Below are 14,537 nucleotides of genomic sequence, written 5' to 3' on the forward strand. Positions count from 1 at the left end.
ATAAATGATACTTAAAAAAGCCAACGTTTTAATTGTTGATGACGATCCGGACGTACTTACCGCGGTTAAACTCTTGCTAAAACCCGAAGCCCGTGAAGTCATCACCGAAAAGAACCCCGAAAACCTGAACTGGCTGCTGCAACGTAACGAGGTTGATCTGATTTTGCTTGACATGAACTTCAACAGCGCTATTAACACGGGCAATGAGGGGCTTTACTGGCTGCGCAAGGTAAAAGAATGGAAGCCTGATGTTTGTATTATTATGATAACGGCTTATGGTGATATTGATCTTGCAGTCCGTTCGCTTAAGGAAGGGGCAAATGACTTTGTGGTAAAGCCATGGCACAACGAAAAGCTCATAAACACGATAAAAGATCTTTTGGATAAAAAAGAAGGTGGAACAAAAACCACCAAAACCCCGGTAAAAAGTACTGCCGGCGATACTTCTATCCTTGGTGAATCGGACGTGATGCAAGATATTTTTTATAAGGTGAATAAGATAGCCCCTACCGATGCCAATATCCTGATCCTTGGAGAGAACGGTACTGGTAAAGATCTTATGGCAAAGGCCATCCACGAACGCTCGCTCCGCGCTGATAAACCTTTTATTAAAGTAGATGTCGGCGCATTAACAGATACTCTGTTTGAAAGTGAGCTCTTCGGCCACAAAAAAGGGGCCTTTACCGATGCCCGAGAGGACCGCATAGGGCGTTTTGAAGAGGCCCAGGGCGGTACTTTATTTTTGGATGAGATAGGCAACATCAGTCTGCAGCAGCAAGCCAAGCTGCTTACCATTTTACAAAACCGCCAGGTAACCCGTTTGGGCACTAACAAACCAGTTGATGTGGATATCAGGCTCATCTGCGCTACAAACGTACCTTTGAGTGAACTGGCCAACGAAAACAAGTTCCGCAAGGATTTAATTTATCGTATCAATACTGTCGAGATCAATATGCCACCACTGCGCCGCCGTAATGAGGATATTGTAATATTGGCCCGCCATTTCGCGAAATTGTACTCAAGTAAATATCTTAAGCCATCAATGGACTTTGATACGGCAGCTATTAACAAGCTTAAATCATACAATTTTCCGGGAAATGTGCGTGAATTACAATATACTATTGAACGCGCAGTGATCATGGCTGATGATAACACCTTAAGGCCCGACGACCTGATCTTTTCAATACTGGAAACATCGACAGAAAGCGTGATTGATGCCGACAATATTCCGTTAAGCGCCCTTGAAAAGAACGCTATATTACGGGTTATTGAAAAGCACAATGGTAACATTACCCGCGCCGCCAAAGAACTTGGCCTCACCCGCACCGCCTTATACCGAAGACTAAGCAAATATGATATTTAACCGTTATGAGTGGCGGCTTTTGCTGCGTGTATTTTTATTGCTGATTGTACTTACCGTCACAGCTTTTGTTATAGTAAGCCTTAATCAGCTGTTGTATCTCGTGATCTTGTTGCCATTGGTTGCTTACTCGGTGGTGGATATGATCCGTTTTCAGAAAAAGGCACAGGACGAAGTAAATCAATTTGTAGAGTCGATCCATTACCGTGATTTTTCCCGCCATTTTGATGTACGCAAGGCACCCAATGAGCTTAAGCCCCTGCGTAAAGGCTTTAACGATATCAATACCACATTTAAACTGATAAGCCGCGAACGCGAAACACAATATCACTACCTGCAAAAGATCCTTGAACTGGTTGATACCGGCATTTTATCTTACGAAGAGGAAACCGGCGAAACCGGCTGGATTAATGAAGCTTTTAAAACCATTATAGGCGTACCTTATCTTAAGACTGTACACTCACTTGAAAAGCGTGAGCCATCATTGTATGCCGAACTGATTAAACTTAAGCCGGGCGATAGTAAGATCATCACGGTAACCCGTAACCAACAACAGGTTAAAATACTGGTGAACGCCAGCCTGATGCGCAGCGATGATAAACTATACAAACTCATTGCTTTTCAAAACGTAAACGAAGCTTTGGATGAAACGGAGTCGAAAGCGTGGTCGAAATTGCTTAATGTAATGACGCATGAGATCATGAACTCCGTAGCTCCTATTTCTTCCCTCGCGGATACGCTCAAGAACCGCCTGCAAAGCCCTGATATTGCCGAAAGCCTACCTCATAGTGATTTGGAAGACATTGAGCTTGGTATCGATACCATCAAGCGCCGCAGCGAAGGCCTGCTTAAGTTTACCGAAAGCTACCGCAGCCTCAATAAGATCACCAAACTTGATCTGAACAAGATCATGGTGCGTAATATCTTTGAAAACCTCAACAGCTTGATGACGCCTACACTGGAGAAAAAGAAGATAGAACTGGAGATCATTCTACGTGATCCGACACTTGCCATTGAAGCCGATATTAACCTCATTGAACAGGTCATGATCAATTTGCTGGTTAACGCTATTGAAGCTGTAAAAGACCGCGAAACACCGCGCATCACGCTTACAGCGGAGATTCAGGGTGGAAAAACCTTTGTAAAAGTTATAGACAATGGATTAGGCATGCCACCCGAACTACTGGATAAGATTTTCATTCCTTTCTTCAGTACCCGAAAAACCGGCAGTGGTATTGGCTTAAGCCTTTGTAAACAGATCATGTTATTGCACAAAGGCAATATCCAGGTACAATCAACTGAAGGCAAAGGATCGGCATTTATATTATCTTTCGTATAGATCGCTCCCCGGCTCTCCTAAGGGGGGAGTTTTTGATTTGCATCTTTAAGACTTTTGAAAAACTTACGAAGTTTTGGAAACTTCGTAAGTTTGGTTAGATAATATCTTTCCCATGACTTACAAAAGCAACATTCTTGCTATTTCCGGCAGCTTAAGATCGGGCTCGTCCAATCATAATATTTTGAAATTTTTAGGTGGATTAACTCCGGCTGATGTCCGTTATTCAGTTTACAAAAGATTGGCAGATATCCCGCCATTTGATCCGGGATTGAATCATGAACACCCACCAGAAGCAGTTGCAGAATTGCGAGAATTAATTAAAAATGCATCAAGCATTATCATTTGTACACCTGAGTATGCATTTGGAGTTCCCGGTCAGCTTAAAAACATGTTGGATTGGATGGTTTCGAGCGGTTCGTTGGTTGATAAACCAGTAGCTTTAGTTACCGCGTCATCAGTTGGCAGTCATGCGCATGAGGCATTGCTCCTGACACTTGGTGCGCTTTCGGCAAAAGTAACAGAAGGAGCAACTTTGCTTATTCCTTTTATCAGGAGTAAAATAGATGCTAATGGAAATATTACAGATGAGCAAACGGAGAGGGCTTTGCGGGATGTAATGGAAGTATTTTTAAAAGAACTATAGCCATGAAAAAACTGCACCGCATGCTGAATTTATTTCAGCACCCCACAGGACAGGTATACGCCCAGATTAGCAGACGGCTTAGCAAATGAGGGGTTGAAACAAGTTCAACATGACCATAATTTTTACTCCACTCCCAATTCCCTCATCAACCTGCCCACGGTTTCTTTCAATTCGGCAATTTCCTGTTCGGCTTTGGTTAAACGAGTCTCCATTGCTGATGAAGATGGGCGACCACTTGGCTCATCTGCAAAATCATCATCATTAATTTCGGGCGTTCCGCCTAATAGATGCGCGTATCTAACTTCCTTTTGGCCGGGGCGTTTGGGTAGCTGTACAATGTAAGGCGTCTCGCCGCCAGCAAGTTTATCCAGGATCTCCTGCACATCTTCTATCGAATCAAATTCGTACATGCGACCGCTGTTGGTATTCAATTCACCTGGCGTTTGAGGCCCACGAAGGATCAAAAGGCAAATCAGCGCTACTTCCGAAGGTATTACCGGGAAAACTATGGCGAAATTGTGTTTGTATTTAATATTACGAATAGAACCACCGGTAGCGGTAGAGATCAAACCGCGCCTTTTCAAGGAATTTAGAGCATTGATAACCCTATCATCATCATAATTAACAACAGGTTTGCGCGATGTTTTCTGGTTACAGGCGGCCACCAATCCGTTAAGAGTCATAGGATAATAATCGGGTGTGGTTTTGGCTTTTTCCATTAAAGTACCAAGCACACGTAATTCTTCGGCATCAAGTACGGGTAAAGTTTGCGGTGAATCCATGGCTAAATATAAGCAGGTTTTTATAGCGTCAAAAAAAATTGCTAATTTTCTGATTGCTAAAATCATTAGGATTAAAATAATAACATCAAAATGGTTTACTTTGCATTTCAATGTCTTTATTCATTACATCATTAAATTCGGGAAGTAATGGCAATTGCTATTACGTGGGGAACGATCAGGAGGCTATATTGGTTGATGTGGGCATTTCATGCCGCGAGACTGAAAAACGCATGACCCGGCTGGGCTTATCCATGCAAAAGGTAAAAGCCATTTTTGTATCGCATGAACATTCTGACCATATTCGTGGCATACCGGTATTGGCTAAAAAATATCAGCTACCGGTGTATATTACCCCCGGCACACTGATGCACCTTAGCGGTGTTGATCATTTTAAAGTCCATCATCTTAGCGCATTTCAAACAGTTATTATTGGTGACCTCGAAGTAACATCCTTCCCCAAAATACATGATGCATCTGAGCCGCATAGCTTTATTGTAAGCTGCCGCGATGTTAAGGTAGGCGTGTTTACTGACCTGGGAATAGTGTGCGACCAACTCATCCGCTACTTTAGCCAGTGCCATGCTGCTTTTCTGGAAGCCAATTATGATGATGATATGCTGGATAAAGGCGGTTACCCTTATTATTTAAAACAACGCATCCGCGGGGGAAAAGGGCATTTATCAAACAAACAAGCTTTGGGTTTATTCACTACGCACCGCCCGCCGCACATGACCCACTTGCTGCTTTCGCATCTTTCCAAAAACAACAACGATCCCAAGCTGGTAGAGGATTTGTTTACCAATTGTGCCAATGGGATCAATATTATTGTGGCGTCAAGACATGAAGAAACTCCGGTTTACTATATCAGCAGTACGGTTGTTCAACATGAGCCGTTAGGGCAGCTTGGCCTTAGCTTTTGATCAGGTAACATCATTATCAGCCAGGTCCTGCAAGAAGATGGTGCTTAACATATCATAAAGTTCGGGATGTTTATGTTTCAACTCGTTCGGCTTTTGAAAAAAGTACTCGGCTACAACAGCTAAAAACTCAGCTTCATTGGTTATAGCGTAGGGATTAATATCGGAACGGCCAGCTTCAATTTTATGAATCTCCTGGTGTATCATTTTGAGCCAGGGCATTACATATTCGTGAGCGAGAAGGTTTTCCGGCACACCATCCGTGGCGCCGTCCGATTTATCGAGCAGGTGCACAAACTCATGAATAGCAGTGTTCTCCTTCCCTGCCGACTTGCTGAAGCCTTTTGTTAACGCCGCTCTTGATAGGATCATTTGCCCGTTCATATATCCTGAGCCTACCATTCCTAAAATACTCCTGTTTTCGCCTTCAAACTGAAACTCGCTATCAAATGTATCCGGGTAAAGGATCACATTGGTGAGGTTACGGTATTTCCAGTCGGTGAAGCCAAATATCGGGATTACAGCACTTGCGGCAATCATGATCCTATCCTTATCGTTCACAGTTGTGCCAACGCCCTCTATAGTAATATCTGCCAAAAAGCCCTCCACTTTTTGTTCAAATAACAGTTTTCGATCAGCATCGAGATGCTCATAATAAGGGATATACTGTTCTAAAATCGCTTTGTAATTCAATGTGTTAGCAGGCGTTTCATTTACCACTTTTGTTTTATTAAGGAAAACAAATACCACCAATGCAACAGCTATCAATATAAGGACAGGAACCATTTTTATTTACAGATTAAATTATAAAACAAAGTACAACAACAGCATAAACAAAGCGGCTATCAGGGTATTTAAAAAATTAACGGTATTGTTGTTGATTGCCCCCTTTCTCTCCAATACAGCACCTAAAACAGAATCAGTTAGATTACCAAGTGTACCCGCAACAATAATCCAGATGAGATTTGTTGTCCAACCCATTCCTATGGCATAAACAACAGCAATGATAACCGAGCCAATTACTCCAATTAAAGTACCCTCTAAGCTGATTACCCCATCAAACCCGCGTAAATCCGGCTTTAGGGTTATAATATTGAAGAAACGTTTTCCGTAAACCGTCCCTAACTCCGATGACAATGTATCGGCTGTTGCCGAAGCGAAGATGGCGGCAATCATCAATTGTAAAACTTGAGTGTGGGCCGGAAAAACGAAGATCAAAATTCCGCATAAGGCAGCAGTACCTGCATTGGCCAAAACCTGCCCGGTTGTCCTTCCGCCCTTTTCAGCCGCATTTAAATCCTGCTTAACTTTGCTTTGCAATGAGGTAGCCGCCGAGCCTAAGATAAAAAAGGTGGTCATCATGGCTAAACCTGTAAAGCCGGCACCGGCAAATACCAGGATGGCAACAGCGGCACCGGTTAATGCTGCTATAATAGTTAGCTTACGGGCCGATATACTGTATGTTACACCAGCTACTAAAATAAGTGCCAGCAAACCATAACTTAACCACATAGTCGATCAAAGGGATTAATGTGGCGCTAAATTAAACTTTCAATTCATACTTTTGGGCACATGAAAGATATACTGGGACAGGCCATACATGATTATTATCATAAATCAGCTAACCATAAACTTTGGATCAATAATCAATATGGCCCTAAAGAGGAAATGCCCATTGATGTTTACTTCAGGGATGAGGATGACATGCCGGATATTGAATGGCTGGCTATGAACGAATGCCGCGGAACAGTATTAGACATCGGTGCCGGTGCGGGCAGCCATGCATTGGTATTGCAGGAACGCGGTTTTGATTGCGTTGCGCTGGATATATCACCATTGGCATGTGAAGTAATGAAAGAGCGCGGCGTAAACAATGTGGTCAAAGGTGACATTTTTGCTTACGATGAGCAAAAATACGATACCCTGCTCCTGCTCATGAATGGGATCGGCCTCACTGGCACACTTGGAAACCTGAAAGTATTTTTACAGCATATTAAACTGCTGCTTAATCCTGGCGGGCAGATCCTGTTTGACTCATCGGATATTGCTTATTTATACGAAGATGGCGTGCCCGAGAAAGGCTATTACGGAGAACTGCTTTACCAATATCAATACAACCATCAAAAAACCGACTGGTTTCATTGGCTGTATATTGACGAGAAAACACTTGAGCCTATTGTTAATGAAGCAGGCTTTGATATGGAGGTGTTACTGGAGGACGAGTTTAAACAGTATTTGGTACGGTTAACACTGAGCAAGTAAAATCACAGTAATTTTCTTATTGACCGGCTTTATTCTGTACTGAATAAGCTATTTTTATTCTGATAACATCATCCCAATGAAAAAAGCCATTACACATATCCTTGCCGGTCGTGAAAAGAAAATTACCGCCGAAGAAACCGTGCGTCAACCATTGCCCCATAAAGATTTTAGGTTTGCAAACCCGTTCATTGTATTGCATCACATGGGGCCGGAGATAATAACGCCCGGTCAAACCTTGCGGATCCATCCACATCCGCATCGAGGCTTTAGCCCTTATACTATTATGCTGCAGGGCGAAGGTTACCATAAAGACAATGCGGGTAATGATGAGATCATCAAAGCCGGCGATGTACAATGGATGTTTGCAGGCAAAGGTATTATGCACAGCGAGGGCCCCACTGCCGAATTACTGCAGAAAGGTGGCGTTCAGGAACTTATTCAACTTTGGATCAATGCGCCCAAAACTAAAAAGTGGAATGAGCCTTTTTACCAGTCGGCCAGTGCCAACCAGTTACCCAAAGTACTCATTGGCGAAGGCCTCGGTTTTAACCTTGCCAGCGGAAATTATGAAGGCAAAACCGGCCCTATCAAAAACTTCACCCCGGTTATTTCAATTGTTGGCAAAATTGCAGCAGGTAAAGAGGCAAACTTTAAAGCAATACCTGGCTATTGGACATTACTTTATATTATAAAAGGTAGCGTTGAGGTAAATAGTGAAACCATCAGCCAATACAATCTCGTTGTGTTTGAAAAAGATAATGACGAGATCTCAGTAAAGTCACCCGAAGATTCGCAGGTATTATTCCTCTCTGCCGAGCCTATTGATGAACCGATATCAGCTAAAGATAATTTTGTAATGAATACGCCCGCAGAAATTGAGCAAGCACTTGCCGATTACCGAAACGGCGTGTTCGGTACCTTGAACTATTAAATCTACATAACTTTTGGTTATCACAGATTGCTCTTTATGATAAGAACCCGGCGGTAATTTCATACACCTTTGCATCATCAAAACAAAGGAAAATGAATACCCCACATCAATTAAACAACACAGGCGGTCTGCTATTGAATATCAATGAAAATGCCCGCAAAATTATATTCGCAGTTTGTATTATATTATGCCTGATGCCTTTTATGAGCCCGGCAGTAGCATTGTTTTTGGGTTTGGTAGTAGCGCAATGTTCCGGTCATCCCTATCTGCACCTTAATCACAGGGCAACCCATATTTTATTACAGGTGTCAGTAGTAGGCTTAGGTTTCGGCATGAATGTACACAGCGCATTGCAAGCCGGCAAAGAAGGGATTCTTTTTACCATCGCTTCCATAACCGGAACTTTACTCTTTGGTACACTAATGGGCAGATGGCTAAACATCGAAAAAAAGACATCATTTTTAATTTCATCAGGAACCGCTATTTGCGGCGGGAGTGCCATCGCAGCCATTTCGCCCGTTATTAAAGCCGAAGAAAAGCAGATTTCTGTAGCATTAGGTTGCGTATTCATCCTCAACTCAATAGCCTTGTTTGTTTTCCCGCTGATAGGTCATTATCTTAATTTATCACAAACGCAGTTTGGTTTATGGTGCGCGATTGCCATACATGATACAAGCTCAGTAGTGGGTGCAGCAAGTAAATACGGAGCTCACGCGCTTGAAGTAGCCACTACTGTTAAACTGGCCCGGGCTCTGTGGATCATCCCGGTGGCATTTCTATCTACCTTTCTGTTCAGGAACCGATCGAAAAAAGTAAGCATTCCTTATTTTATTGGCTTGTTCATATTGGCTATGATAGCTAATACTTATGTGCCCGTTATAAAGTTGGTAAGCCCGTTTATAGTCAACATAGCAAAAGCTGGTTTAACGCTTACCTTATTTTTAATAGGTGCAGGCCTTTCACGCAGGGTATTAGCATCGGTTGGGTTGAAGCCGCTTCTGCAGGGAGTAGCGCTTTGGATTGCAATATCAGGGGCAGCATTGTATGCAATTATGCATTTAGCTTAGGTCATGCTATTCAATGCCGCTGCAGATATTTGACAGCTACACAATGGAGCATTGCTATTTTGGTTTTATAAATAGTCTCTGCCCCTACAATACCACTACGCAATCTATTGCAGGTTTACCACATATGCGTTTTTTTCGCTTAGCAATATTAGCGAACTACATACTATATGTAAAATGTTGATTAATTTACGGCTCTTAATTAGGCCCACATTTGCCGGGTAATACTAATTATCAATGGGTTTTAAACCCTTGCCAGGAAATCGTTAATGAAAAAAAACATTCTATTTATTATTGTTCTGCGCATATTGATATGCACATCTTCGGCTCAAACTACCATTGGGACACCCGCTATTAAAAACTACACACATAATGAATATAATGCAGGGAGCGAGATTTGGAATATTAAACAAGATAAGAATGGGATCCTTTATTTTGCCAATGACGAAGGCCTGCTGACATTCGACGGGAGTTATTGGAAAACATATCCGCTTCCTAACAAAAGTGCCATAAAATCTGTAGCTATTGATGCCTGGGGGCGTATTTATGTTGGCGGACAGGATGAAGTAGGTTACTTTTTTCCGAACAATTCAGGCATCCTCAAATTCCATTCTCTTAAACAACTCTTGCCCAAAAAAGCAAGGCAGTTCGCCGATATCTGGGATATTGTTATCCATAATAATGAGGTACTCTTCAGGACCATAGAGTGTATATTTCAGCTGAAGAACAATACCATGCACACCTTTGATGCACCCGGGGGCTGGATGCTGCTAAGCGAGGCCGGCGGTAAATTGTTTGCTTATGATAAAGCCATTGGACTGGTTGTTTTTAAAGATTCCCGCTGGCAAGCCTCCGTTCAACAACCCACAACAGCGCTGAGTGTCACCGGCATTACTGAGTTTAATAAAGACACCTTATTGGTAAGCACCCGCAAAAATGGCCTCTTTATCATGACTGGCTCGTCACTGATTAAAAAAAACACGGCTCTTGATGGAATCCTGCTTACTGATCTTATAAACTTCATTCAAAAAATTGGCATCGACAGATACGCCATCGGTACATCAGCAAAAGGGCTGATTATTATTGATGGTAAAGGCAAGCTGATAGACCAGTTTTCCAACAATCAGGGGTTACAAAACAATAATGTGCATGGCATATTGTTAGACAGAGATCGTAATTTATGGCTCGGACTGGAAAACGGGCTCGATTTTATCAATTATAACACTTCCGTTAAAAACATTTATCCCAATCGCGAAAACCTGGTAAAAAGCAATGCGGTAAGTATCTTCAACAATAAACTGTTCATCGGAACATCAAACGGCTTATATGCTGTACCGATAGGTGCGCAGCAAAAAGATATCAGCGCGACCACAGGTACTTTTACAGAAGTGCCAAGCACTAAAGGACAGGTTTTAAGTCTTACGCAAATTAACGGGCATTTATTGGCTGGCCATCAGGATGGTGTTTTACAGGTAGATGATGACCAGGCTAAACTGATAACCCCGGGTCCGGGGGCGTGGATGATGAAAGCTTTCCCTGCTTCGCAGGATGTGATAGCGGGGACCTACACCGGCTTTCAACTCTTAAAATACAATGGTGCCGGATTTAGCTTTGAAGGAAAAATAAATGGTATTTATGAATCGTTAGGGAACCTCGCGGTAGATAAGAGCAACTTTGTGTGGGCAACACATCCTTACAGGGGTATTTTTAAAGTACAACTATCCGCCGACAGGAAAAAGATAGTTGGGTATACGCAATATACCGAAAAAAGCGGCTTACCATCGGCGCTGAATAATCATGTATATTTTATTAAAAACAAAGTAATAGCTGCCACCGAAAAAGGTGCTTATGAATATAATGTCACCGAGGGTGACTTTGCCCGGTCCGTTTTTTACAAACCTATATTTGGCAAAGCAAAAATCGAGTTCCTTACTGAAGATGGCCAAGGCAATATCTGGTTTATCAGCAACCAGCGGGTTGGCGTAATTGATTTTGGCAAAAGATCATCTAACGTATCTTATAAGGTGATCTATTTCCCTGAACTGGCCGGGCAAACGGTAAAGGGGGCAGAGTATATTTATCCGCACGACATGGAGAACATCTTTATCGGCTCAAACAATGGCGTATTCCATTTAAATTACCGACAGTATGTATCTTCCAACAACAAACTCAAGGTATTGCTTACTACAGTAAAAGCTATAGCTGAAAAAGACAGCCTTATTTTTGGAGGATATTTTGTTAAAAACAACCGGATCGAATCAGCACAAAACACGCAACTTATTGCCTCGCTGTCCAACCACTGGAATTCCTTTCATTTTGAATATACCTCCACCCTGTTCGCACAAAAAAGCAATCAGGAGTTTAGCTATAAATTGATAGGTTTTGATAAAGATTGGTCGCAATGGTCGGTTAAAACAGAGAAGGATTACACCAACCTTCCTTATGGCCAATACACATTTTCGGTAAAGGCCCGTAATAATTTGGGCACAGCATCTGCTCCCGTCAGTTATAGTTTTATTGTTGAGCCGGCATGGTATCAAACTATTTGGGCCTACCTGGCTTATTTCCTGATCATTGCCTGCACTGTGTATATCGGCATAAAGGCGCAGCAAAAACGTTTCAAACTGTATCAGCAACGCCACGCAGATGAACAAAAAAGGCTAAGCTACCTCCATAGTCTTGAACTTGACAGAAATGATAAAGAGATCATTGCCTTAAAAAACGAAAAGCTTGAAACCGAACTAAATTACAAGAACAAAGAACTGGCCACGCTAACAATGCAAATGGTTAACCGCAGTAAACTATTGCTCAATATCAAGGACGAACTAATGGTATTAATCAAAAAACTTAACATTCCTGATGCATCGTACCAATTCAGGAGCGTATTTAAATTATTGAGCGATACCGGGAAAAGTGACGATGACTGGGACAACTTTTCCATGTATTTTGACCAGGTGCATAATAACTTTTTAACCACAATGAAAGCCAAATTTCCCGGTTTAAGCTCAACCGATTTGAAGCTCTGTGCTTACCTACGGTTAAACCTTTCATCAAAGGAGATAGCGCAGTTACTTAATATTTCGCTGAAAGGCGTGGAGATCAGCCGTTATCGGGTGCGCAAAAAGCTGCAATTAGCTACCGAAACCAATCTATATGATTTTTTGATGGAGGTCACTAAACAATCCGGATAAAACTGCTTCCCGATTTTACTACTTCTCAGTTGCTGCCAAACGTCAAACAAAGCGTTGCCCCTCAAAGGCATCTCTTGTTTTAAAAATGCTTTTATTCAATCCCGGCTACCTTCATATTTATCTTCCAGCGGCCCAGAATATAGCATTACTGAAAAGCCTTGTATAATCCTTACTATCAAAAAGCACTGGCGAGTGTCCCATAAAGATGTAAACGTTCCGGGCTTTTTTTCCGGGGTTAATCCATACTACAGGATGGTCACCCATAGTAATGCCGTCTTTAGGTTCATAGGTTGATTCATCTACCGAGGCCAGCACATGTACATTAGGCCTTGGATCTTTGTCATAAATGTACCACTCTTCCTTCTGAATCAGGAAGGATGGTGAAACGCCTTGCATTACCGGATGGCTTTGATCTTCGATATTGACAGTACCTTTGGCAAATGTAGCTATGTAGTTTTTGTAGCGGATGCCCCCCATAAAATTCCAGAACCAGTTCCACATCGGGTAACCATCAAACTTGCCCAGCAGAGTTGCGTGGTGAAAACCTATCCAGCCTCCTTTACCCTCATCAATATATTTTTCAAACGCTTTTACGGCTTTTTCTTTCCAGGCATACGGTGGGTAGTCCAACTGGATAAATAATTGATAATTAGACAATAAAGCATCATTAATTCTATCAGTACTTTGAATATAATCGACAGAAAAATTACTGTCAGCAGCCAGCTTATCCAGCCATACTTTTGCCACTTTTGAATACTCAATATGATGGCCCCCGTTTTCATACAGGGCTATTACTTTAAAACGCGGGGCCTTTTGTGCCCAAGCGCTGATAATGGTTAACAGGCAAAAATTGAAGATCAGGGCTATTTTTTTCATATCGATGATTTTTGGGTTGATGATTTATTTGTAGATCCTGCCCATCATCGGGTTATTCCAGATCACTTTCTTAACTTCCTCCAGGTCAATGGCGCCCTGGTGGCTGTATACGACCTTCCCATCCGGGTCAATCAGCATGGTATAAGGTAAAGCTCCATTCCATTTAGGATCTACTGCCTCTATCATTTTATATTTGTCATCGCCTGTATAAATGTAGTTGATACCTGATGACTGCTTGCGTTGTAAAAACTTCAAAGCTTTATCTTTATTAGCCGGGTCATCAGCGCTGATGCTTACAAATTCAAGGCCCCTGTCGCGGTAAAGCCTGTTTAGGGTAACCAGATCGTCAAACTCCGCAACGCAAGGGCCGCACCAGGTAGCCCAAAGGTTGATAAGCCTTAACCTGTCCGAATGATTTTTTACCACTGTTGCAATTACGCTGGCGTTAATGGTATCAAGTTTTACCGGCTCCTTTGCCCATTGAATTTGCGCCTTATCTATCCAATCCTTTTTTTCGGCCCATTTAACCGAGCAGCTAAAAGTTTTGGTAACGGGTACTGCTATTTCTTTGCCTCCAAGTACCGCATCAATAGCATTACGAGCATCCAATGATTTGGGTGTTTTGGCAGGGTTTTCCATATCATCTATCCGGCCATTGTAACGCAGCTTCCTGTCTTTATCAAAAACAAAAATATGAGGGGTAGCAACCGGGCCATATTTATTGGAAGCTGATTCGGTTTCGCCATCATACAGGTATGGGAAGTTAAAGCCTTTATCTTTCGCACGTATTTTCATCTCTTCAAATGAATCGCCTAAATCACTGTAGCCCAATTCATCATAGCGCAGTGAGGCGGGGTTATTGGGATTGATTGCTACCACAGCAACTCCCTTTGATGCATAGTCGCTGGTCAGTTTGATCACCCTGCTTTCATAAGCCTGCGAGGTAGGGCAATGGTTGCAGATAAAAACCACAACTAACACTTTAGCATTTCTGAATGATTGCAAAGTGTAAGTTTTGCCATCAATACCGGGCAGACTAAAATCAGGCGCCGATGCTCCTATGGCCAGTGTTCTATGTTCATCAAAGGCAAAAGAAAACATCGGCAAAACCCATAGCAGCCCGAAGATGAAACACAAACTGATCTTAAACTCCTTCATGATAGATATGGTTT

At 42.3% G+C, this 14,537-nt stretch carries 13 protein-coding genes; 8 read left to right on the top strand and 5 right to left on the bottom strand.

What is annotated here, in order from left to right; genetic code table 11:
• The first annotated feature begins 4 nt into the window (after nucleotides 1-4).
• From ABIC84_RS05360 to ABIC84_RS05370, 3 genes are all read left to right on the top strand, one after another.
• Entirely contained in the window at nucleotides 5-1,363 is a 1,359-nt protein-coding gene (locus tag ABIC84_RS05360) for a sigma-54-dependent transcriptional regulator (protein WP_426588474.1), read from the top strand.
• Nucleotides 1,353-2,699, top strand: a complete 1,347-nt coding sequence (locus tag ABIC84_RS05365) for a sensor histidine kinase (protein ID WP_090525332.1) — start codon at nucleotides 1,353-1,355, stop codon at nucleotides 2,697-2,699. Before ABIC84_RS05360 ends, ABIC84_RS05365 begins: the two co-directional genes overlap by 11 nt.
• 112 nt (nucleotides 2,700-2,811) lie before the next feature.
• Complete coding sequence (locus ABIC84_RS05370) at nucleotides 2,812-3,342, top strand: NADPH-dependent FMN reductase (protein WP_429262893.1); 531 nt, start codon at nucleotides 2,812-2,814, stop codon at nucleotides 3,340-3,342.
• Between the two features lie 122 nt (nucleotides 3,343-3,464).
• Here ABIC84_RS05370 and ABIC84_RS05375 read toward each other — a convergent pair whose 3' ends face one another.
• On the bottom strand, nucleotides 3,465-4,124 hold the full coding sequence (locus ABIC84_RS05375) for a YceH family protein (protein WP_429262894.1): 660 nt from the start codon (nucleotides 4,122-4,124) through the stop codon (nucleotides 3,465-3,467).
• Between the two features lie 110 nt (nucleotides 4,125-4,234).
• Between ABIC84_RS05375 and ABIC84_RS05380 the strand changes: the two genes are divergently transcribed.
• Nucleotides 4,235-5,044: an MBL fold metallo-hydrolase gene (locus ABIC84_RS05380; protein ID WP_429262895.1), complete on the top strand. Its 810-nt coding sequence runs from the start codon at nucleotides 4,235-4,237 to the stop codon at nucleotides 5,042-5,044.
• Here ABIC84_RS05380 and ABIC84_RS05385 read toward each other — a convergent pair whose 3' ends face one another.
• Both ABIC84_RS05385 and ABIC84_RS05390 read right to left on the bottom strand, forming a co-directional pair.
• Entirely contained in the window at nucleotides 5,045-5,827 is a 783-nt protein-coding gene (locus ABIC84_RS05385; protein WP_429262896.1) for a zinc-dependent peptidase, read from the bottom strand. It lies immediately after the preceding gene.
• Nucleotides 5,828-5,845: 18 nt separating this feature from the next.
• The gene (locus ABIC84_RS05390) at nucleotides 5,846-6,553 is read right to left on the bottom strand and encodes a DUF92 domain-containing protein (RefSeq protein ID WP_429262897.1); all 708 of its coding nucleotides are present in this window, start codon (nucleotides 6,551-6,553) and stop codon (nucleotides 5,846-5,848) included.
• 60 nt (nucleotides 6,554-6,613) lie between these two features.
• On the opposite strand from ABIC84_RS05390, the gene ABIC84_RS05395 reads away from it, so the two are divergent.
• The 4 genes from ABIC84_RS05395 (at nucleotide 6,614) to ABIC84_RS05410 (ending at nucleotide 12,489) form a co-directional block, all read left to right on the top strand.
• Complete coding sequence (locus tag ABIC84_RS05395; RefSeq protein WP_429262898.1) at nucleotides 6,614-7,303, top strand: class I SAM-dependent methyltransferase; 690 nt, start codon at nucleotides 6,614-6,616, stop codon at nucleotides 7,301-7,303.
• A 76-nt stretch (nucleotides 7,304-7,379) separates the two neighbouring features.
• On the top strand, nucleotides 7,380-8,234 hold the full coding sequence (locus ABIC84_RS05400) for a pirin family protein (protein ID WP_429262899.1): 855 nt from the start codon (nucleotides 7,380-7,382) through the stop codon (nucleotides 8,232-8,234).
• 92 nt (nucleotides 8,235-8,326) lie between these two features.
• Nucleotides 8,327-9,301, top strand: coding sequence for a YeiH family protein (locus ABIC84_RS05405; RefSeq protein WP_429262900.1), 975 nt, complete (start codon nucleotides 8,327-8,329; stop codon nucleotides 9,299-9,301).
• A gap of 266 nt (nucleotides 9,302-9,567) precedes the next feature.
• Nucleotides 9,568-12,489, top strand: coding sequence for a triple tyrosine motif-containing protein (locus tag ABIC84_RS05410; protein ID WP_429262901.1), 2,922 nt, complete (start codon nucleotides 9,568-9,570; stop codon nucleotides 12,487-12,489).
• 117 nt (nucleotides 12,490-12,606) lie between these two features.
• On the opposite strand, the gene ABIC84_RS05415 is transcribed toward ABIC84_RS05410, so the two are convergent.
• Both ABIC84_RS05415 and ABIC84_RS05420 read right to left on the bottom strand, forming a co-directional pair.
• The gene (locus ABIC84_RS05415; protein WP_429262902.1) at nucleotides 12,607-13,365 is read right to left on the bottom strand and encodes a ThuA domain-containing protein; all 759 of its coding nucleotides are present in this window, start codon (nucleotides 13,363-13,365) and stop codon (nucleotides 12,607-12,609) included.
• 24 nt (nucleotides 13,366-13,389) lie between these two features.
• Nucleotides 13,390-14,523: a redoxin family protein gene (locus ABIC84_RS05420; protein ID WP_429262903.1), complete on the bottom strand. Its 1,134-nt coding sequence runs from the start codon at nucleotides 14,521-14,523 to the stop codon at nucleotides 13,390-13,392.
• Nucleotides 14,524-14,537: the final 14 nt, after the last annotated feature.

Source organism: Mucilaginibacter sp. 3215, from assembly GCF_050433785.1.
Lineage (GTDB): Bacteria > Bacteroidota > Bacteroidia > Sphingobacteriales > Sphingobacteriaceae > Mucilaginibacter.